Origin of the sequence: Kitasatospora sp. NPDC059673 (assembly GCF_042734215.1) — a bacterium.
Lineage (GTDB): Bacteria > Actinomycetota > Actinomycetes > Streptomycetales > Streptomycetaceae > Kitasatospora.
Genome location: NZ_JBHWEN010000049.1, coordinates 1 through 19,237 on the forward strand (window position 1 = coordinate 1; position 19,237 = coordinate 19,237).

Annotated in this window: 17 protein-coding genes, 5 tRNA genes and 1 pseudogene; 17 read left to right on the plus strand and 6 right to left on the minus strand. The window is 71.5% G+C overall.

What is annotated here, in order from left to right:
• Window positions 1-47: 47 nt before the first annotated feature.
• From ACFV18_RS32210 to ACFV18_RS32220, 3 genes are all read right to left on the minus strand, one after another.
• On the minus strand, window positions 48-464 hold the full coding sequence (locus tag ACFV18_RS32210; protein WP_380488849.1) for a DUF742 domain-containing protein: 417 nt from the start codon (window positions 462-464) through the stop codon (window positions 48-50).
• Window positions 465-634: 170 nt separating this feature from the next.
• On the minus strand, window positions 635-1,048 hold the full coding sequence (locus ACFV18_RS32215; protein ID WP_097236138.1) for a roadblock/LC7 domain-containing protein: 414 nt from the start codon (window positions 1,046-1,048) through the stop codon (window positions 635-637).
• A gap of 13 nt (window positions 1,049-1,061) precedes the next feature.
• Window positions 1,062-5,189 carry a nitrate- and nitrite sensing domain-containing protein gene (locus tag ACFV18_RS32220; RefSeq protein WP_380488850.1) on the minus strand — a complete coding sequence of 1,376 codons (4,128 nt, stop codon included), beginning with the start codon at window positions 5,187-5,189 and terminating at the stop codon, window positions 1,062-1,064.
• A 463-nt stretch (window positions 5,190-5,652) separates the two neighbouring features.
• On the opposite strand from ACFV18_RS32220, the gene ACFV18_RS32225 reads away from it, so the two are divergent.
• From ACFV18_RS32225 to ACFV18_RS32260, 8 genes are all read left to right on the plus strand, one after another.
• Window positions 5,653-5,859 carry a hypothetical protein gene (locus tag ACFV18_RS32225; RefSeq protein WP_380488851.1) on the plus strand — a complete coding sequence of 69 codons (207 nt, stop codon included), beginning with the start codon at window positions 5,653-5,655 and terminating at the stop codon, window positions 5,857-5,859.
• A gap of 103 nt (window positions 5,860-5,962) precedes the next feature.
• Window positions 5,963-6,760, plus strand: coding sequence for a fumarylacetoacetate hydrolase family protein (locus tag ACFV18_RS32230; RefSeq protein WP_380488852.1), 798 nt, complete (start codon window positions 5,963-5,965; stop codon window positions 6,758-6,760).
• A complete protein-coding gene (gene gltX / locus ACFV18_RS32235) occupies window positions 6,757-8,274 on the plus strand; it encodes a glutamate--tRNA ligase (RefSeq protein WP_380488853.1) in 1,518 nt (505 codons plus the stop codon). Before ACFV18_RS32230 ends, gltX begins: the two co-directional genes overlap by 4 nt.
• Before the next feature lie 193 nt (window positions 8,275-8,467).
• Window positions 8,468-8,539: transfer RNA gene (locus ACFV18_RS32240), tRNA-Gln, on the plus strand.
• Between the two features lie 21 nt (window positions 8,540-8,560).
• Window positions 8,561-8,633, plus strand: a tRNA-Glu gene (locus ACFV18_RS32245).
• 35 nt (window positions 8,634-8,668) lie between these two features.
• Window positions 8,669-8,741: transfer RNA gene (locus tag ACFV18_RS32250), tRNA-Glu, on the plus strand.
• A 15-nt stretch (window positions 8,742-8,756) separates the two neighbouring features.
• Window positions 8,757-8,829, plus strand: a tRNA-Glu gene (locus tag ACFV18_RS32255).
• Window positions 8,830-8,833: 4 nt separating this feature from the next.
• Window positions 8,834-8,908, plus strand: a tRNA-Gln gene (locus ACFV18_RS32260).
• A gap of 160 nt (window positions 8,909-9,068) precedes the next feature.
• Here the strand turns inward: ACFV18_RS32260 and ACFV18_RS32265 are convergent.
• Window positions 9,069-9,782, minus strand: coding sequence for an IclR family transcriptional regulator (locus tag ACFV18_RS32265; RefSeq protein ID WP_035866446.1), 714 nt, complete (start codon window positions 9,780-9,782; stop codon window positions 9,069-9,071).
• A gap of 236 nt (window positions 9,783-10,018) precedes the next feature.
• On the opposite strand from ACFV18_RS32265, the gene leuC reads away from it, so the two are divergent.
• The 4 genes from leuC to ACFV18_RS32285 all read left to right on the plus strand — a co-directional run bounded on the left by leuC (window position 10,019) and on the right by ACFV18_RS32285 (window position 13,252).
• Entirely contained in the window at window positions 10,019-11,440 is a 1,422-nt protein-coding gene (gene leuC / locus ACFV18_RS32270) for a 3-isopropylmalate dehydratase large subunit (RefSeq protein WP_380488854.1), read from the plus strand.
• Window positions 11,441-11,443: 3 nt separating this feature from the next.
• Window positions 11,444-12,040, plus strand: a complete 597-nt coding sequence (gene leuD / locus ACFV18_RS32275; protein ID WP_380488855.1) for a 3-isopropylmalate dehydratase small subunit — start codon at window positions 11,444-11,446, stop codon at window positions 12,038-12,040.
• 134 nt (window positions 12,041-12,174) lie between these two features.
• Window positions 12,175-12,465: a hypothetical protein gene (locus ACFV18_RS32280; RefSeq protein ID WP_380488856.1), complete on the plus strand. Its 291-nt coding sequence runs from the start codon at window positions 12,175-12,177 to the stop codon at window positions 12,463-12,465.
• A gap of 133 nt (window positions 12,466-12,598) precedes the next feature.
• Entirely contained in the window at window positions 12,599-13,252 is a 654-nt protein-coding gene (locus tag ACFV18_RS32285) for an HU family DNA-binding protein (RefSeq protein ID WP_380488857.1), read from the plus strand.
• Between the two features lie 208 nt (window positions 13,253-13,460).
• Here the strand turns inward: ACFV18_RS32285 and ACFV18_RS32290 are convergent, their stop codons facing one another.
• Window positions 13,461-14,201, minus strand: a complete 741-nt coding sequence (locus ACFV18_RS32290; protein WP_380488858.1) for a GntR family transcriptional regulator — start codon at window positions 14,199-14,201, stop codon at window positions 13,461-13,463.
• A 141-nt stretch (window positions 14,202-14,342) separates the two neighbouring features.
• Between ACFV18_RS32290 and ACFV18_RS32295 the strand changes: the two genes are divergently transcribed.
• Together ACFV18_RS32295 and ACFV18_RS32300 are read left to right on the plus strand one after the other, a co-directional pair.
• Complete coding sequence (locus ACFV18_RS32295; RefSeq protein WP_380488859.1) at window positions 14,343-14,588, plus strand: hypothetical protein; 246 nt, start codon at window positions 14,343-14,345, stop codon at window positions 14,586-14,588.
• Window positions 14,585-14,977: a hypothetical protein gene (locus ACFV18_RS32300; RefSeq protein ID WP_380488860.1), complete on the plus strand. Its 393-nt coding sequence runs from the start codon at window positions 14,585-14,587 to the stop codon at window positions 14,975-14,977. Before ACFV18_RS32295 ends, ACFV18_RS32300 begins: the two co-directional genes overlap by 4 nt.
• A gap of 253 nt (window positions 14,978-15,230) precedes the next feature.
• Here ACFV18_RS32300 and cofC read toward each other — a convergent pair.
• Window positions 15,231-15,941: pseudogene (cofC, locus tag ACFV18_RS32305) on the minus strand (2-phospho-L-lactate guanylyltransferase); the annotation flags it as partial.
• A gap of 223 nt (window positions 15,942-16,164) precedes the next feature.
• Between cofC and ACFV18_RS32310 the strand changes: the two are divergent.
• From ACFV18_RS32310 to ACFV18_RS32320, 3 genes are read left to right on the plus strand one after another with little or no spacing between them, the layout of a single operon-like run.
• A complete protein-coding gene (locus tag ACFV18_RS32310; RefSeq protein WP_380488861.1) occupies window positions 16,165-16,968 on the plus strand; it encodes a lysophospholipid acyltransferase family protein in 804 nt (267 codons plus the stop codon).
• A gap of 14 nt (window positions 16,969-16,982) precedes the next feature.
• Window positions 16,983-17,966 carry an NAD(P)H-dependent glycerol-3-phosphate dehydrogenase gene (locus tag ACFV18_RS32315; RefSeq protein WP_380488863.1) on the plus strand — a complete coding sequence of 328 codons (984 nt, stop codon included), beginning with the start codon at window positions 16,983-16,985 and terminating at the stop codon, window positions 17,964-17,966.
• 30 nt (window positions 17,967-17,996) lie between these two features.
• Window positions 17,997-19,139, plus strand: a complete 1,143-nt coding sequence (locus tag ACFV18_RS32320) for a D-alanine--D-alanine ligase family protein (RefSeq protein WP_380488862.1) — start codon at window positions 17,997-17,999, stop codon at window positions 19,137-19,139.
• The last annotated feature ends 98 nt before the right edge of the window (window positions 19,140-19,237 follow it).

Below are 19,237 nucleotides of genomic sequence, written 5' to 3' on the forward strand. Positions count from 1 at the left end.
CGACGACGATCTTGGCGGAGGTGGTGGCGCGGCTGGGGGCGGCCGCGTTAGAGCTTGCGAAGTCCACTGAGGACCCTTTCGAGCAGCGTGACGTCAGGCGTACCGCCCGACTCGCCCGCGGCGGCGGGCTGGTGGATGGCGACCAGACCGGCCTCGGCCAGGTCTGCGACAAGGATGCGGGCGACGCCGAGCGGGACTCCCGCCAGCGCGGAGATCTCGGCGACCGACTTGACCTCACGGCACAGCGCCACGATGCGCGCGTGCTCGGGCAGCAAGGTGCCCGGCGGGTTGGTGCCCGTGGTCGAGATCAGTGCCTCGATGGCCAGCTGGTAGCGCGGCCTGGTACGTCCGCCGGTCATGGCGTACGGGCGGACCAGCGGCTGCTGCTCGTAGCCGTCCGACTGCTGGCCGCCGTAGCCGTTTCCGTACCCGTTGCCGTATGAGCCGGCGGGTGTCGGGGGCATTGCGTCCTCCTTGTGCTGCAGTCGTTCGCTGCCGGAGCCCTGGGCCTGCCGGCTGACCGGATGTCAGCCACCGAGCGGCGAAGACTTGGGGGTGGGTGTGCCGGACCCGGTTCGGACGGGCCCGGCACAGTGAGGGTGGTGCTGAGGAGCGGATGGGACCGGACCGGTGGTCAGTGCAGCAGGCTGCCCTGGAGCTCGGCCCGCAGAGCGGGAGTGAGGACCGCACCGGCCCGGTCGACCAGCAGGGCCATCTCGTAGCCCACCAGGCCGATGTCGGAGTCCGGCGAGGCCAGCACCGCGAGCGCGGAGCCGTCGCTGATCGCCATCAGGAACAGGAAACCCCGCTCCATCTCCACGACGGTCTGGTTGACCTCGCCGCCCTCGAAGATCCGGCTGGCGCCGGAGGTCAGCGAGGTCAACCCGGAGGCGACCGCGGCGAGCTGGTCGGCGCGGTCCCGGGGGAACCCCTCGGACATGCACAGCAGCAGACCGTCGGCCGAGACCACCACCGTGTGGGACACCCCGGGGGTGTTGTCCACGAAGTTGGTGATCAGCCAGTTCAGGTTCTGGGCGGCCTGGCTCATCATCTGACTCAACTCAACGCTCCTGGTGCTCGGGGCCGAAGCCGTTGTTGCCATCGGCGTCGAACTGGGCTCCCCGGAGGCCCTCGGACGTGCCGCCGAAGTCGAAGCCCGGCCGCTGCTGCGGCGCGGGACGGCCGGAGCCCGGCTGCTGCGAACCGGCCTGGCGGCCCTGCTGGATGCCGCGGCGCAGGTTGGTCAACCGGCCGCGCACCTCCTCCGGACTGCGCGAGACCTGCGGGCCCGTCAGCGGGCTGGCCTCGGCGCTGCCGGAGACCAGGTTGGCCTGCGGGGTGCGACGGGGCAGCCCCGAGGTGGTCAGGCCGTCGGTCTGCGGCTCGCGCATCTGCTCGGCCCGCCGCCAGCGCTCGTCGTTCGCGGACGGGCGCCACGGGGCGTCCGGACCGGGACCGGCGGGCTGCTGCTGCGGGTACTGCTCGGCCTGCGGGACCTGCGGCTGCGGGGCCGGAGCCTGCGGCTGCGGGGCGGCGGGGGCCTGCGGGGCCTGCCGTTCCGCCGCCGGGCGCTGCGGGGCACCCTGCGGGCCACCCGGCACCGGCCGCTGCGGCATGCCCTGCGGACGCTGCTGCGGGTACTGCTCGGCCTGCTGGAACGGCTCGGCCTGCTGCGGAGCCTGCGGCCGCGCGGCCGGAGCCTGCGCGGCCGGAGCCTGCGGGGCCGGTCGGGACGGCTGCTGGTCGAACCCGGGCGCACTGGTACCGGGCCGCTGCGGCTGGTACCCCCGGGAGCGGACCTGCTCACGGGCCGGCACCGGGGCGGCAGCCGACTCGCCGGCGGTCGGCAGCGCCATCGGCTGCGGCCGCTCCGCGAACTGCTGGGGGACGACCCGCTCCTGAGGCGGCGCCACCACCGGCACACCCTGACCCACCGGGTCCGGCAGCACCGGCTCCACCAGGCCCAGGCCCAGCGGGTCGCGCGGGTCGATGTCGGACGCCTCGAAGCGCGGCCGGGCGAACCCGCCCGGCTGGTCCGCCGGGGCGGCTTCCAGCGGCGCGGCCGGCTGCTGCTGCGGCAGCGGACGGCGCGGCGGCTGCTGCGACTGCTCGGCGCGGCCGTGCTGGGTCGGCTCCCCGCCCGGACGGCGCTCCATCCCGGGACGGCCTTCCATCCCGGGACGGCCTTCCATCCCGGGATGGCCCTCCATCCCGGGACGGCTCTCCAGGCCCGGACGGTTCTCCATCCCAGGACGGCCTTCCATCCCCGGACGGCTCTCCATCCCGGGACGGCTCTCCAGGCCCGGACGGCCTTCCGCCGGACGGGTCCGCTCCGGACCGCCCTGCGGAGCCTGCGGGCCCTGCGGACGACGCGGACCACCCTGCGGGCCCTGCGGAGCCTGCGGTCCCTGCGGACGGCGCGGCGGAAGACCGCCCTGACCGCCCTGACCGCCCTGACCGCCCTGCAGGCCCGGCGCACCGGACGCACCCGGCACCCGCCGCGGCGGCAGCCCGCCACCGGTCGGCGCACCGGCACCCGCACCCGCACCCGCACCCGCACCGACCGGGGCCGCCGGGCCGGACACACCCGGCGCCGGGTTGTCGCGCAGCGACTGGCCGACCGAACGGGTCGGCAGGCCACCGGTGCGGCCGCCCTGGGCCCCACCGTTGCCGAACGCGCCGCCGGGGCCGAAGCCGCCCTGCGCGGGCGTCTCGCCCGGCCCGCGCCGGCCACCCGTACCCGCCGGGCCCTGGGGCGCGGCCGGAGCGGACGGACCGGACGGAGCGCCCGGGGTGAACAGATCGGGGCTGCCGCCCATCGGGCCCTGGCCGAGCTGCGGACGGCCGCCCTGGCCGCCCTGCCCGCCGACCGCCGGACCCTGGCCGAGCGCGGTGCGCGCACCGGGCAGGTCGCCCGCGGGACGGCCCTGCTGACGCGGCGTCGGCGCGACCCCGCGCTGCGGCCGGCCGCCCTGGCCGGCCCCGGCGCCCGCACCGGGCCGGTTGCCACGCCGCTCGGCGGAGTTGGTGACGTCCACGGGCAGCATGACCAGCGCGGTGGTGCCGCCGGAGTCGGACGGGCGGAGCTGGATCCGGATGCCGTGTCGCAGGGACAGGCGGCCGACCACGAACAGACCCATGCGGCGGGACACCGAGACGTCCACCACCGGCGGGTTGGCCAGACGCTCGTTGATGTCGGCCAGGTCGTCGGGGGAGAGGCCGATGCCGGTGTCGTGGATCTCGATCAGCACCCGGCCGTCGGGCAGGGCGTGACCGGTGACCCGGACCCGGGTCTGCGGGGAGGAGAACGAGGTGGCGTTCTCCAGCAGCTCGGCGAGCAGGTGGACGAGGTCGTTGACGACGCGTCCGGCGACCTCGGCGGTGGGCACCGAGGCGAGTTCGATGCGCTCGTACTGCTCCACCTCGGAGGCGGCGGCGCGGAGCACGTCGACCAGCGGGACGGGGCGGGTCCACCGGCGGCCCGGGTCCTCGCCCGCGAGGACGAGGAGGTTTTCGCCGTTGCGGCGCATGCGGGTGGCGAGGTGGTCGAGCTTGAACAGCGAGGCCAGCTGGTCCGGGTCGGCCTCGCGGCTCTCCAGTTCGGAGATCAGCGACAGCTGGCGCTGGATCAGGCCCTGGCTGCGGCGCGACAGGTTGGTGAACATCGCGTTGATGTTGCCTCGCAGCAGCGCCTGCTCGGCGGCCAGTCGGACCGCCTCGCGGTGCACCATGTCGAAGGCGTGCGCCACGTGGCCGATCTCGTCGGCGGAGTCGACGCCGACCGGTTCGACGGTGACGTCCACGTCGTGCGGGTCGCTCTCGGAGAGCGTCTTGACCAGCTCCGGCAGGCGGCGCTCGGCGACGTCCTCGGCGGAGGCCTGCAGGCGGGTCAGCGAGCGCACCATCGAGCGGGCCACCAGGGCGGCGCCGGCGATGGCGACGACGAGCACCAGGGCGACCACGGCGGCGTTGATGACCGACTCGGTGTCGACGTCCGACTGCAGCGCCTGGGCCTTGCCGTCGAGGACGTTGACCAGGTTGTTCTCAATGGTCTTCTCGGCGCTGACCTTGGCCGTCGACTTGTCGAACCACTCCTTGTAGGACGGGTTGTCGGTCTGCCGGATGCCGTTGGTGTTCAGCGCCTGCTTGGCGAACCGGTCGGCCTCGGCGACGACCTGGTTGTAGCTCATCGCCGCGCGCAGCGTGCGGGCCTCGCTCTCGCCGTAGATGGCGGTGAAGTTGGCGAGGGCGTTGTCCTCGGAGCTCATCAGCCGGACGCCGAAGGTCTCGTCGGAGGGCGACAGGTACGGGCCGTTGGGGTTCGCGAGCGCGGCGCTGAGCAGCGCGCGCTGCATCGAGGTGTACTCCTTGGCCGTGGAGAACTGGAACAGCGCACGGGTGGTCTTGATCAGCTCGGTGGAGTTCGAGGTGATCGCGATGTCCTGGGTGGCGCCGATCAGGTCCTTGATGATCACGTCGTAGTTGGTGATCGTGGCCTGGATGTTGTCGCGGGCGGCGAACGCGCCGCTACGGGCCCGGGGCAGCGTGTTGAGGTCCTTGCGGACCTGCAGCAGCAGGGTCTTGGAGCCGGCCAGGTCGAGGTTGTCGAACTTGTCGGCGCTGGCGTTGAAGGTCTTCGACAGCGTGTTGGTCTGCCGGTACGCGTCGGCGATCTCGGGGTCGTTGTCGGCGCTGCCGCCGGCGGCCAGCGGGCCGGCCGAGATGTCGCGTTCGTACTGCAGGGCGTTGGCCAGCGCGGTGGCGTTGCGGGCGAGCTCGGCCAGGTCGCTCATCTGGGACAGCTGGCGGGAGTTCGCCATCGACTCCTGCACCCGCAGGCCGCCCAGCGCCAGCGAGACGACCACGGGCAGGAACAGCAGCGCGATCAGACGGGTGCGGATTCGCCAGTTGCGCATGGCGAAGCGGCTCGCGCCGGTGGCACGACGGCGGTTGAGCGTGCCGCGCAGTCTCGCGCGGCGGCTCTGCTTGTCGGCCGGCGCACTGCCGTCCTGCTGCTTGGGCGCGCTCGCCGCGCCCGGGGCACTGCTGTCGGCGGCGGCCTCGGCGGGGGCGCCGAACGGCCGCTCACCCTGGCCTGTCGCCGGTGCCGCCTGGTGGGCGCCGGCCACGGGCTCCCGCGACTCCGGCTCACCCGCGGCGCCGTTGCCCCTCTTGAAACGTCCCTGCACTGGCGTCGCAACCTCTGGACCGGGCGCCCTTCCCCGCCGGGCGGAGATAGAGCGGTGTCGAGTTTTTCCGTGGCATTCCAGCACAGCGGGGGAAGTCCAACAAGGGCCGTTACGACTCGGTGTCCAGGGCTACCGAGCGCGTGCGGTGACTCACGGTCCGTGTTGCTTCGGGTTCGGAATATGGTCTTTTTCGGACACTCGTCCTAGCCATGTCAACAAAGAGGAAGATCAGTTTGTGCGGCAAATGTCCGCAATATCCCCAATGAGAGATTTTGCCATTGGTCCGGAATCACCACTTCCACGCCCTTTGAACCGGTAATTGTGAGCAAACTCACAGCCCGATGTATAGCTTTGGTCACGGCCGCTGTGGAATGGGATCCCTAACCTGGCAGGGTTGACCGGAGCCTGCCCAGCGGTGGGCCCGAGCAAAAGTCCGTTCGAGCGAAACAAGGTGCTGACGCAAATGTCCGAGACGACCACGACGGCCATCCGTTCCACGGCCAACCCGCGCCGCACCACCCTGGCCTCCGTCGCGGACTTCTCCGAGCTCCCCGGCTTCGGCGGCGTCCGCACGCCGCGCGAGTACGCCACCCAGCTGCCCACGGCCACCGCCAACCCGCGCCGCACCGTCCTGATGGCCGCCCCGGCCACCCGCCTGCCGCAGGCCTGACCTTCGCGCCGATAACCTGGTGGCACAGCCGGGCCCGGCACTGCGGGCTCGGCAACCGCCCGGGAGCGTCCGGGCGGCCGACGAACCGAGAGGTTGCAGGGCTGTGCGTATCGCCAGGTTCTCCGTCCGTGAAGGGAGCCCCGCGGCGGGCTCGGTCTCCTTCGGAATCATCGAGGGGGACGCCGCACAACCCGATTCGCTGGTGGTGCACACCCTCGCCGGCCACCCCTTCGGCGCCCCCCAGCCGACCGGTGAGACCCACCGGCTGCAGGACGTCCGGCTGCTGGCCCCGATGCTGCCCAGCAAGATCGTGGCGGTCGGCCGCAACTACGCCGACCACGCCGCCGAACTGGGCAACGAGATCCCGGCCGTGCCGCTGACCTTCTTCAAGCCCTCCACCGCCGTCATCGGCCCCACCGAGTCCATCGCCTACCCGCCGTTCTCCTCGGACGTCCAGTACGAGGCCGAACTCGCCGTGGTGATCGGCCGGATGTGCCGCGAGGTGCCGCTCGACCGGGTCCCCGAAGTGATCTTCGGCTACACCTGCGCCAACGACGTCACCGCCCGCGACGTGCAGCAGCGCGAGGGCCAGTGGGCCCGCGCCAAGGGCTTCGACACCTCCTGCCCGCTCGGCCCGTGGATCGAGACCGACCTCGACCCCGCCGACCTGGCCGTCACCTGCACCGTCAACGGCGAACTGCGCCAAGCCGGCCGCACCTCCCAGATGGCCCGCTCGGTCGCCGAACTGGTCGCGCACATCTCCGAAGCGATGACGCTGCTCCCGGGCGACGTCATCCTCACCGGCACCCCCGCGGGTGTCGGCCCCCTGAACATCGGCGACGAGGTCGCCGTCTCCGTCGAAGGCATCGGCACCCTCGCCAACAAGGTCGTCAAGCGATGAAGGATGCAGTAACCGTGGCTGACAAGAACCCCGACGTCCGGGTCCGTTTCTGCCCCTCCCCGACCGGGAACCCGCACGTCGGCCTGGTCCGCACGGCCCTCTTCAACTGGGCCTACGCCCGCCACAACGGCGGCACCCTGGTGTTCCGGATCGAGGACACCGACGCCGCCCGCGACTCCGAGGAGTCCTACAACCAGCTGCTCGACGCGATGCGCTGGCTCGGCTTCGACTGGGACGAGGGCCCCGAGGTCGGCGGCCCGCACGCCCCCTACCGCCAGTCGCAGCGGATGGACATCTACGCCGACGTCGCGGCTCGCCTCCGCGAGGCCGGCCACGCCTACCCCTGCTACTGCACCACCGAGGAACTGGACGCCCGCCGCGAGGCCGCCCGCGCCGCCGGCAAGCCATCCGGCTACGACGGCCACTGCCGCGACCTGACGGCCGACCAGATCGCCGTCTACGAGCAGGAGGGCCGCGCGTCGATCCTCCGCTTCCGGATGCCCGACACCACCCTCACCTTCGACGACCTGGTCCGCGGCCCGATCTCCTTCGACCCCAAGGACGTTCCCGACTACGGCATCGTCCGGGCCAACGGCGCCCCGCTGTACACCCTGGTCAACCCGGTCGACGACGCCCTGATGGAGATCACCCACGTGCTCCGCGGCGAGGACCTGCTGTCCTCGACGCCCCGCCAGATCGCCCTCTACGCCGCCCTCGCCGACATCGGCGTCGGCAACGGCACCACCCCCCGCTTCGGCCACCTGCCGTACGTGATGGGCGAGGGCAACAAGAAGCTCTCCAAGCGCGACCCGCAGGCCTCGCTCAACCTGTACCGCGAGCGCGGCTTCCTGCCCGAGGGCCTGCTCAACTACCTGGCCCTGCTGGGCTGGTCGCTCTCCGACGACCGCGACATCTTCGACATCGACGAGATGGTCGCCGCCTTCGACATCGACGACGTCAACGGCAACCCGGCCCGCTTCGACCTCAAGAAGGCCGAGCACCTCAACGCCGAGCACGTCCGCCGCCTCGCCCCCGAAGAGTTCGTCAAGCGCCTGGTCCCCTACCTCCAGGCCGCCGAACTCCTCCCGGCCGAGCCGACCGCCGAGCAGCTCGACCTGCTCGCCAAGGTCGCGCCGCTCACCCAGGAGCGGATGGTCGTCCTCTCCGAGATCGTCACCATGGCCGGCTTCCTGTTCGTCGCCCCCGCCGACTTCGCCGTCGACCCCGAGGACGCGGCGAAGGTGCTCACCGCCGACGCCCGCCCGGTCATCGAAGCCTCCGTCAAGGCGCTCACCGAACTGACGGACTTCACCCCCGACCCGATCCAGGCCGCCCTGCGCGAGGCCCTGGTCGACGGCCTCGGCATCAAGCCCAAGTTCGCCTTCACCCCGCTCCGGGTCGCGGTGACCGGCCGCCGGGTCTCGCCGCCGCTGTTCGAGTCCATGGAGCTGCTGGGCCGCGAGGAGACGCTGCGCCGCCTGCTCGCCGCCCTGGAGCTGCTCCCGGCCTCCTGAGCCCCCTGCGGCCCGCCGGGGCCGCCGCCGGCACACCTGCGGGCCAGGTCGCTGACCTGGCCCGCAGGTGTCCTGCGCACTGCCTGCGGTTATCGATTTTGGAGCCGGGCCGGGCGTCGGGTAATGTTCTTTCTGCGCCGCCCGGCAGGGGGGCGCAAGACACCGAGGAAGGCCCGCAGGGGTTGAACTCTGGTGGGGTATGGTGTAATTGGCAGCACGACTGATTCTGGTTCAGTTAGTCTAGGTTCGAGTCCTGGTACCCCAGCGCAACACGCAAGTGAAGCAAGCCCCCGTTGTGTAGCGGCCTAGCACGCCGCCCTCTCAAGGCGGTAGCGCCGGTTCGAATCCGGTCGGGGGTACGCAATTCTTGACAATTGCAGAATGAATGAGACAAGCCCCCGTTGTGTAGCGGCCTAGCACGCCGCCCTCTCAAGGCGGTAGCGCCGGTTCGAATCCGGTCGGGGGTACTCATTCAAGCTAGGGCCCCCGTTGTGTAGCGGCCTAGCACGCCGCCCTCTCAAGGCGGTAGCGCCGGTTCGAATCCGGTCGGGGGTACTTTTGGGGTATGGTGTAATTGGCAGCACGAGTGATTCTGGTTCATTTAGTCTAGGTTCGAGTCCTGGTACCCCAGCCAAGATTTTCTGAAAGCTCCGGGAAACCGGGGCTTTTTTGCGTTCCCGCCTCGCCCGCCCGACCGCCCACCCGTCCGTGCACCCACCGGCTCGGGTGCACCACGGGCCCGAAACGCGTGTGCCCCCGCCGGGTTGGCGGGGGCACAAGGGGTGGTGGGGGTGTCAGCTGCGGCGGAGGGCCTCGGTGAGGCGGTTGGCGGCTTCGATGATGGCCTGGGCGTGGAGGCGGCCGGGATGCCGGGTGAGTCGTTCGATGGGGCCGGAGACGGAGACGGCGGCAACGACGCGGTTGGAGGGGCCGCGGACGGGGGCGGAGACGGAGGCGACGCCGGGCTCGCGTTCGCCGATGGACTGGGCCCAGCCGCGGCGGCGCACGCCGCTGAGCGCGGTGGCGGTGAACCGGGCGCCCTGGAGGCCGCGGTGGAGACGCTCGGGCTCTTCCCAGGCGAGCAGGACCTGGGCGGCGGAGCCGGCCTTCATCGGGAGGGTGGAGCCGACGGGCACCGTGTCGCGCAGGCCGGAGAGGCGCTCGGCGGCGGCCACGCAGATCCGCATCTCGCCCTGGCGGCGGTAGAGCTGGGCGCTCTCGCCCGTCACGTCGCGCAGGTGCGTGAGCACCGGGCCGGCCGCGGCGAGCAGCCGGTCCTCGCCTGCGGCGGCGGAGAGTTCGGCGAGCCGGGGGCCGAGAATGAAGCGGCCCTGCATGTCCCTGGTGACCAGGCGGTGGTGTTCGAGTGCGACGGCGAGCCGATGGGCCGTGGGCCGGGCCAGACCGGTGGCGGCGACCAGCCCCGCCAACGTGGCGGGGCCCGACTCCAGTGCGCTCAGCACCAGAGCGGCCTTGTCGAGAACGCCGACGCCGCTAGTGTTGTCCATGTCTCGATACTGCAGTCTCAATCAGCGAGACGCAAGTTCAATCTTCCGGGAAAAGCGCCACTCTGGACTCAGCAGCCAGGGAGAACACCCGGCGCGGAGCCGTATCACGGTGTCCGGATGCTGGACGATCCGGCGTGCAGGTCACGATGCCGAGCGAGCCTCACAGGGCGGCACGGGACAAGACCTCGACGACGATCACGAGAAGGCCGGCAGAGCGGCCGGCTGGAGGGAATCCGATGGGACGGACACTCGCAGAGAAGGTCTGGGACGACCACGTCGTCCGGCGCGCCGAGGGCGAGCCCGACCTGCTCTACATCGATCTGCACCTGCTGCACGAGGTGACCAGCCCGCAGGCATTCGACGGCCTCCGGCTGGCCGGCCGCCCGGTTCGTCGCACCGATCTGACGATCGCCACCGAGGACCACAACACCCCCACCCTGGACATCGACAAGCCGATCGCCGACCCGGTCTCCCGGGTGCAGTTGGAGACGCTGCGCAAGAACGCCGAGGAGTTCGGCGTGCGCCTCCACTCGCTGGGCGACGTCGAGCAGGGCGTGGTGCACGTGGTCGGCCCGCAGCTGGGTCTGACCCAGCCGGGCATGACCGTGGTGTGCGGCGACTCCCACACCTCCACCCACGGGGCTTTCGGCGCACTGGCGTTCGGCATCGGCACCAGCCAGGTCGAGCACGTGCTGGCCACCCAGACGCTGCCGCTGGCGCCGTTCCGGACGATGGCGATCACCGTCGAGGGCGAGCTGCCCGAGGGCGTCACCGCCAAGGACCTGATCCTGGCCGTGATCGCCAAGATCGGTACCGGCGGCGGCCAGGGCTACGTCCTGGAGTACCGCGGTTCGGCGATCCGCAGCCTCTCCATGGAGGCCCGGATGACGATCTGCAACATGTCCATCGAGGCGGGCGCCCGGGCCGGCATGATCGCCCCGGACCGCACCACCTACGACTATCTGCAGGGCCGTCCGCACGCCCCGCAGGGCGCTGACTGGGATGCCGCGGTCGCCTACTGGGACACCCTGGCCACCGACGAGGACGCGGTGTTCGACGCCGAGGTGTTCATCGACGCCGCCGAGCTGACCCCGTTCGTCACCTGGGGCACCAACCCGGGCCAGGGCGCGCCGCTGGGTGCCAACGTGCCGAACCCGGCCGACTTCGCGGACCCGCAGGAGCGGATCGCCGCCGAGAACGCCCTCACGTACATGGGCCTGGAGGCCGGCACCCCGCTGCGCGAGGTGAAGGTCGACGCGGTGTTCGTCGGCTCCTGCACCAACGGCCGGATCGAGGACCTGCGCGCCGCCGCCGCAGTGCTGGAGGGTCGTCAGATCGCCGACGGGGTAAGGATGCTGGTGGTTCCGGGCTCGGTCCGGGTCGCCCTGCAGGCCGTCGAGGAAGGCCTGGACAAGGTGTTCACCGCCGCGGGCGCCGAGTGGCGGCACGCCGGCTGCTCGATGTGCCTGGGCATGAACCCCGACCAGCTGGCCCCGGGCGAGCGTTGCGCGTCCACCTCGAACCGCAACTTCGAGGGCCGGCAGGGCAAGGGCGGCCGTACCCACCTGGTGTCGCCCCAGGTCGCCGCGGCCACCGCGCTGCTGGGCCGCCTGGCCTCCCCGTCCGATCTGCCGAACAACGTTGCCGTGGAGGCCTGAGCCATGGAGAAGTTCACCACCCACACCGGCCGCGCCGTCCCGCTGCGCCGCTCCAACGTGGACACCGACCAGATCATCCCGGCTCACTGGCTGAAGAAGGTCACCCGTTCCGGCTTCGAGGGCGGGCTGTTCGAGGCCTGGCGCAAGGACGAGGCGTTTGTTCTCAACCGCCCTGAGCGGCAGGGCGCGACGGTACTGGTGGCGGGCCCCGAGTTCGGCACCGGTTCGTCCCGCGAGCACGCCGTCTGGGCGCTGCAGAACTACGGTTTCCAGGCCGTCATCTCCTCCCGGTTCGCCGACATCTTCCGCGGCAACTCGCTGAAGAACGGCCTGCTGACGGTGGTGCTGCCGCAGGAGACCGTGGACCGGCTCTGGGAGTTGACGGAGGCCGACCCGACCGCGGAGATCACCGTGGACCTGGAGGCCCGCGAGGTTCGCGCGGCCGGTGTGACGGCCTCGTTCGAGCTGGACGACAACGTCCGCTGGCGGCTGTTGAACGGCCTGGACGACATCAGCATCACGCTGCAGAACGAGGCCGATGTGGCGGCGTTCGAAGCGAAGCGGCCGTCGTTCAAGCCGCGTACTCTCCCGGCTGCCTGAGTCACCGCATTCTGACGGTCGGACAACAAGACCCGCCCCCCTCCGGGGCGGGTCTTCGTTGTTCGCAGGGGAGTTCGTCAGCCGTGAATAGACCCTGGTTCAGCGCAACTGCGTACAGATGGCACAATCGTTGCATGCACCACAACCCCGAACCGCCGTACCCGGGTGGCGAACCCGCGTCTGCGGAGGGTCGGGACGGTGATGCCGACTCGGAAGTCACCCTGCTCCACGCACTGGTGGCCGAGCGGTTGAAGCAAGCCCACGCCCGCGTTCACGCGCTGAACGTGTCGACGGACGCAAAGACCGCTCTCACCCGACAACTGCTGATCGTCACGGAGACCGCCAAGCGTGATCTCCCGGAGGCGGCACGGCGGTTGAGTCGCTTTGTGCAGGACCTCGACGAGGGGCGGATGCCGCCCCGGTGAGCACCTCCATGCGCAAATATGTTGCGACACTAGGGTGATTCACGCGTTTGGTAATTGAAAGTCCGCAGATACATACCTAACGTGCGAAAAGAACGGATGGAATCATCCGGCGCCCGTTTCCGAAGGGGAAGACGTGAACAAGGCTCAGCTTGTCGAAGCGGTGGCCGAGCAGCTGGGCGGTCGCAAGGCTGCCGCAGAGGCCGTCGACGCAGTGCTCGACACCATGGTGCGTGCCGTCGTGGCGGGTGACCGGGTGTCGGTCACCGGCTTCGGCACCTTCGAGAAGGTGGAGCGCTCGGCGCGCTTTGCCCGCAACCCGCAGACCGGCGAGCGGGTCAAGGTCAAGAAGACCGCCGTGCCGCGGTTCCGCCCCGGCCAGGGCTTCAAGGACCTCGTCTCCGGCAGCAAGAAGCTGCCGAAGGAGGGCCCCTCCGTCAAGAAGGCGCCCAAGGGCTCGCTGACCCCGGGCAAGACCGGTGTGGCCGCCACCCCGGCCGCCAAGCGCGCCGCGACCAAGCGGGCCGCCGCTGCCGCCGCCCCGGCGACCAAGAAGGCCGCTGCCAAGAAGACCGCCACCACCGCGGCCAAGAAGGCCACGGCGGTCAAGAAGGCCACCACCGCGAAGACCACCGCGGCGAAGACCACCGCGAAGGCCACCACCGCCAAGACCACCGCGGCGAAGAAGACCACCGCGGCCGCGGCCAAGAAGGCCGCCGCCAAGAAGACCGCTCCGGCGAAGAAGACCACCGCGCGCAAGACCGCGGCGCGCAAGTCCACCGCCAAGTAGTCGCACCGAGCCCGGGGCCGGAGAGCCGGCGCCGGGGCGGCCAGGCCGTGACGGCCCCACGCCAGGGAACCCGGACCTCCGGAGACCCGGGACCGGGGGCCGTCGCGGCCTTTTCGCGTCCGTGCACGGCTCGTTCGGGCACCCCGGCCAGGACACCCCGCAGGGGGACGGGCGCAGCCGGCGGGGAAATGCGGCGGGCCGGGCGGAATTACTCCGGCTGTTCCACCGCGAGGTCGTAGATGATCTCCCAGCGGGAATCCGGAATCACCAGATCCGCGGTCTCCACCGGCCGGTCGGAGTCGTCCAGATACGTCCGCTCGATCAGCATCACCGGATCGCCGGTGCTGATCCCCAGCAGACTCGCCTGCTCCGCCGTCGCCCGCCCGGGACGCGGCCGTTCCTCCGCGCGCACCACCCGCACCCCGATGGAGGCCATCCGCGCCACCACACCGCGCCCGGCCAGCGGGCCCAACTCCGGCAGCAGGACGGGAGTTCCGTCGGTGATCGCCATCGGCTCCCAGGACTCGGCGAGTTGGACCGGCTTGTGCTCCACGGTGAACTCGTAGCGGGTGTGAACCGTCAACTCGCCCGGCTCGATGCCCAGTCGGCGCGCCACCCCGGCCGGCGCCTCCACCCGGGACTCGGTGTGCGACTCCCAACTCCCGTCCGGCACAGCGGACATCGGGAAGGCGGCGACCGTCCGGGCGCGCCGCATCGGACGCCGCTCCACCGGCTCGCGCCGGTACGTTCCGGAACCCGCCCGGCCCTCCAACAGGCCTTCCGCGATGAGCACTTCCTGAGCCCGCTGGAGCACGTTGGGCCCCACCTCGTAGCTCAGCGCGAGCTGCGCGCGGGACGGCAGCCGCTCGCCGATCGCCCACTCCCCGTTCTCCACCCGGCGGCGCAGATGGTCCGCGATGCGGAGGTACGGCGGGTCCTGTGAGGGCATCTGGCATCTCCCGGCGGAAGGCGAGACCTGCCGGATCGCGACAGGACGGGTGATTCAGCTTGACAATCTAATGCATCAGGAGGAATCTAATGGCTTAGATTCACTTTGAGTGATCGGCCGACTGCGGGGGAGAGGCGTGGCGTGCGAACCACCAGGGTGTTCGACCTTGCATCCAGGCTCACTGCCGCCACCGGAGCCGAAGCCCGTATCCGACGCCTCCCCGGCGGCGGCTACCGGGTGGAAGCCACCCTCCCCGGAAACCCGGACGCCGAGGCCCACTTGGTGCTCCTCGACGTCCTCGCCGAAGCCGACCGCTACGGACATCGCCACACCGCCCGGTCCCACACCATCTGGGCCGAACTCGACCCGCCCCAGGAGCCGCCGTGAAGGGCCCTCAGTCCGGATATGCCGTCAGCATCGAAGGCATCACCGAATCGGCCTCGTTCGTCTCTCTCGCCGACGCGCTCGCCTCGCTCTGGGGCACCCTGCGCACACTCCCGCTCGGCTGGACGCAGTACGAGGCCTACCGCTACTTCTTCGGCCCGGGTGCCACGCAGCGCACCGAGGGGTTCCTGGCCCGTGACGGCCACCTGCTGCTGAGCTTCATCCTGCTCGGCCAGACCCGCGTGATCCGGGTGGTCCCCACCAGCACCGGCCCCCTGCAACTCGCCCCGAAGCGGCTGGAGTTGCTCAACACCCCGGCCGTCGCGGCGCTCTGCCTCCGGGGCACGCCCGCGTACCCCGACCTGGACGCGCACCTCCCGCGCAGCGCCTGACCGAACTCCGGCCACCGGCCCGGTCGTTGACGACGCCTCAGGCGCTCTCGGGGTCCGGGAAGGTGGGGAGGGTGAGAAAGGTGACGCGGCGGGCGGGGCCTTCGCCGGTGGTGCGGATGCGCAGGCGCTGGCCGGGGCGGAGCAGACGGAGGCCGCCGGCGTCGAAGGCGGGGGCGTCGAAGGGGACGGGGGTGCCGTCGTCGAGCAGGACCGAGCCGGAGCGGGTCGTGGGGTCGAAGGTGAACGCGGTGGCCTGCATGGGAAGCAGCATAGAGCTTCGGAGCAGGGCGCCGGTGGCCGGGCCGAGGCCGAGTCGGTGGGCGGCGGCCAGGTCCTCGGGGGTGTCGACGTCGCGCCGGACGGACGGCACGTCGGAGAGCTGGAGTTCGGCCGCCCCGCCGGCCGCGTGGCGTTCCCGGGAGCCGGGCCCGAAGGCCGGGCGGAGCGGGGTGCCGGGCGGTCCGGCGAGAAGGACGGTCCCGGTGCCGGGGGCGTCGGCGAGGAAGGCCCGGCGCTGCGGGGGCACGGCGGCGAGGACCCGGGCGAGTTCGGCGGGCCGCAGCGCCGGCAGGTCTGCGGAGAGGGTGGCGACGGGGGAGCGGGGGTGCAGTCGGTGCGCGGCGCTACTGCCGTGCGAGAGCGCCGGGTTGAGCCCGCCGCCGGGTTCGTCGTCGAGCACGGTCGCCCCCAGCGCGCGCAGCGCACCCGCGGCGCGCGGATCCCGCCCCACCACCAACACCCGTTCGACCACCGGGCAGGCGAGCGCCGCGGCGACGGTGTCCAGGGCGAAAGCGAGGGCGAGCCGGGGCCGCAGCTCCCCGAGCGCCGCGAGGCGGCTCTTCGCCTCGGCGAGCGGTTTGACCGGGACGATCAGGGTCCACCCGAAGCGCCGGTCCGCACCGTCCGGCCGCGGCACCGGGACGGACGGGCGGACGGTGGCGGGGCGTACGGTGTCCTCTGTCATCGGCGTCATTGTGACGTCGGCCGGGGAGGCCTGGCCAGCGGTTCCGGGTCGCCCGGGCTGTCGGCGGGGCAGCTGCCGGCCGGTGGCGGCGGTGGCTGCTCGACACGGACTTCCCTCGCGGGTGAGACTGGTCGGCGCCTCGGAGCCGTTGCCCGGCCCCGGCGAGGGAGAGAGATCAGCGGCACCGCTCGGCGGTTCGCCGCGCGAATGAGGAGGAGCTGGGGTGGCCCGCCGCTCTAACGCCAGGTTCGGCAACGCCGATTACGGGATCTGGTACCGCTTTGCGGCGGTGCTGGTGAAGCCGGTGACAAACGCCCTGGCGAAGACGGACTGGCGGGGTTGGGAGCACCTGCCCGAGAAGGGCGGCTTCATCGTCGTGGTGAACCACAACTCGGTGATCGACCCGGTGTTCTACGCACACTGGCAGTACAACTCGGGCCGCCCGCCCCGGATACTCGCCAAGTCCTCGCTGTTCTCGGTGCCGTTCATCGGTTTCATGCTGCGCAAGACCGGCCAGATCCCGGTGTTCCGGGAGTCCACCGACGCCGCCGACGCGTTCCGGTCCGCGATCGACGCGGTCAAGGGCGGCCAGTGCGTGCAGTTCTACCCGGAGGGCACGCTCACCCGGGACCCGGACATGTGGCCGATGACCGGCAAGAGCGGCGCCGCCCGGGTCGCGCTGATGACGGGCGCGCCGGTGATCCCGGTCGCGCACTGGGGCGCGCAGGAGATCATCCCGCCGTACGGGAAGGGCGGAAAGGGCAAGTACCACCTGTTCCCCCGGCACAAGGTGACGGTCGCGGCCGGCCCGGCGGTGGACCTGAGCAAGTACCAGGGCCAGGAGATCACCGCCCAGGTGCTGCGCGAGGCCACCGACGACATCATGGCGGCGATCACCGCCGTGCTGGAGGGGATCCGCGGCGAGCAGGCCCCCGCCGAGCGCTACGACATGCGCAAGGCCGCCAAGGACCGTGCCACGGCCGCCGAGGCCAAGCGCGAGCGAGCGGCCAAGGAGGGCGACCGGTGACCCGCTGTGCCGTGATGGGGACGGGCTCCTGGGGCACCGCCTTCGCGATGATCCTGGCCGACGCAGGCTGCGAGGTGACCCTGTGGGGACGCCGGCCGGAGCTGGCCGACGCCATCAACAAGGACCACGTCAACCGGGACTACCTGCCCGGCCTGACGCTCCCGCACTCGATCCGGGCGACCACCGACGCGGCCGCCGCGCTGGCCGGCGCGGACTTCGCGGTGCTCTCGGTGCCCTCCCAGACGCTGCGCGACAACCTCGCGCACTGGGCGCCGATGCTGGCCCCGGACACGGTGCTGGTCAGCCTGATGAAGGGCATCGAACTCGGTACCGCGAAGCGGATGAGCGAGGTGATCGAGGAGGTCGCGCAGGTCGGCCCGGAGCGCGTCGTGGTGGTGTCCGGCCCCAACCTGGCCGGCGAGATCGCCAACCGGCAGCCCGCCGCCACCGTCGTCGCCTGCACCGACGAGGAAGTCGCCAAGCGCTTCCAGAAGGCCTGCCACACCCCGTACTTCCGCCCGTACACCAACACCGACGTGGTGGGCTGCGAACTCGGCGGCGCGGTGAAGAACGTGATCGGCCTGGCGGTCGGCATGGCCAACGGCATGGGCCTGGGCGACAACACCAAGGCCACCCTGATCACCCGCGGCCTGGCCGAGACCACCCGGCTCGGCCTGCGGCTGGGCGCCGACGCGCACACCTTCGCGGGCCTGGCCGGCATGGGCGACCTGGTGGCGACCTGCTCCTCGCCGCTGTCCCGGAACAACACCTTCGGCACCAACCTGGGCCGCGGCATGACGCTCGCCGAGACCATCGCGGCGACCAGCCAGACCGCGGAGGGCGTGAAGTCCTGCGAGTCGGTGCTCGACCTGGCCCGGCGCAACGGCGTGGAGATGCCGATCGTCGAAGCCGTGGTCGACGTGGTGCACAACGGCCGGCCGACCCAGGAAGTCCTGAAGGGGCTGATGGCCCGTTCGGCCAAGCCGGAGCGCCGGTGACCGGAATCGGACGGTAGTCTCAACGCCGATATGAGCATCGAACAGACCTCCCCGAACCAGTCGGCCAAGCCGCGCGTCGCGATCGTCTTCGGCGGCCGGAGCTCCGAACACGGCGTGTCCGTGGTCACCGCCGCCAGCGTGCTGCGCTCGATCGACCGCAGCAAGTACGAGGTGCTGCCGATCGGCATCACCCACGAGGGCCGCTGGGCCCTGGTCGGCGACGAACCCGCCCGGATGGCCATCACCGACGGCCGGATGCCCGACGTCGACCAGGTCGCCGAGTCCACCGAGGGCCAGGTGGCGCTGCCGCTCACCCCCGGCAACCGCGACGTGGTGTGGAGCGAGCCCGGCGCCACCCCCAAGGTGCTCGGCGAGGTCGACGTGGTGCTGCCACTGCTGCACGGCCCGTGGGGCGAGGACGGCACCCTGCAGGGCCTGCTGGAGCTCTCCGGGGTGCCGTACGTCGGCTCCGGCGTGCTGGCCAGCTCGGTCGGCATGGACAAGGAGTTCACCAAGCGGATCATCGAGTCGCTCGGCCTGTACGCGGGCGAGTACACGGTGGTCAAGCCGCGCGAGTGGCAGTCCGAGACCGGCCGGGCCGCCGCCCGCGAGCGGATCGCCGCGCTCGGCCTGCCGCTGTTCGTCAAGCCCTGCCGGGCCGGCTCCTCGATCGGCATCACCAAGGTCAAGGACCTCGCCGACCTGGACGCCGCGATCGACGAGGCCCGCCGCCACGACCCCAAGGTGATCGTGGAGAAGGGCGTCGAAGGCCGCGAAATCGAGTGCGGCGTCCTGGAGTTCGAGGACGGCCCGCGCGCCTCGGTGCCCGCCGAGGTGCTGGTCGACGCCGACTTCGAGTTCTACGACTTCGAGGCCAAGTACATCGACTCCTCCGAGGTCGAGATCCCGGCCCGGCTCACCGACGCGGAGCGCACCGAACTCCAGCGGCAGGCCGTCGAGGTGTTCGAGGGCCTCGGCTGCGAGGGCCTGGCCCGGGTCGACTTCTTCCTGCTGAACGACGGCCGGTGGATGGTCAACGAGGTCAACACCATGCCCGGCTTCACGCCGATCTCGGCCTACCCCAAGATGTGGGAGGCCACCGGCGTGCCCTACGCCGAGCTGATCGACCGCCTGCTGGCCGCCGCGCTGCGCCGCTCCACCGGCCTGCGCTAGTTCCTAGGTGTTCTGTCCTGTGAGGTTGGGGACGCGGCTGGCGGGTGGTTTGCCTGCGAGTGCGGTGTGTCCGCGGTGGTGATTGTAGGTGTGGAGCC

Coding starts and splice junctions, on each gene's coding strand:
- ACFV18_RS32210 (WP_380488849.1), bottom strand. CDS start 464: ATGCCCCCGACACCCGCCGGCTCATACGGCAACGGGTACGGAAACGGC.
- ACFV18_RS32215 (WP_097236138.1), bottom strand. CDS start 1,048: ATGAGCCAGGCCGCCCAGAACCTGAACTGGCTGATCACCAACTTCGTG.
- ACFV18_RS32225 (WP_380488851.1), top strand. CDS start 5,653: ATGTCCGAGACGACCACGACGGCCATCCGTTCCACGGCCAACCCGCGC.
- gltX (WP_380488853.1), top strand. CDS start 6,757: ATGAAGGATGCAGTAACCGTGGCTGACAAGAACCCCGACGTCCGGGTC.
- ACFV18_RS32265 (WP_035866446.1), bottom strand. CDS start 9,782: ATGGACAACACTAGCGGCGTCGGCGTTCTCGACAAGGCCGCTCTGGTG.
- leuC (WP_380488854.1), top strand. CDS start 10,019: ATGGGACGGACACTCGCAGAGAAGGTCTGGGACGACCACGTCGTCCGG.
- leuD (WP_380488855.1), top strand. CDS start 11,444: ATGGAGAAGTTCACCACCCACACCGGCCGCGCCGTCCCGCTGCGCCGC.
- ACFV18_RS32280 (WP_380488856.1), top strand. CDS start 12,175: ATGCACCACAACCCCGAACCGCCGTACCCGGGTGGCGAACCCGCGTCT.
- ACFV18_RS32290 (WP_380488858.1), bottom strand. CDS start 14,201: ATGCCCTCACAGGACCCGCCGTACCTCCGCATCGCGGACCATCTGCGC.
- ACFV18_RS32315 (WP_380488863.1), top strand. CDS start 16,983: ATGGGGACGGGCTCCTGGGGCACCGCCTTCGCGATGATCCTGGCCGAC.
- ACFV18_RS32320 (WP_380488862.1), top strand. CDS start 17,997: ATGAGCATCGAACAGACCTCCCCGAACCAGTCGGCCAAGCCGCGCGTC.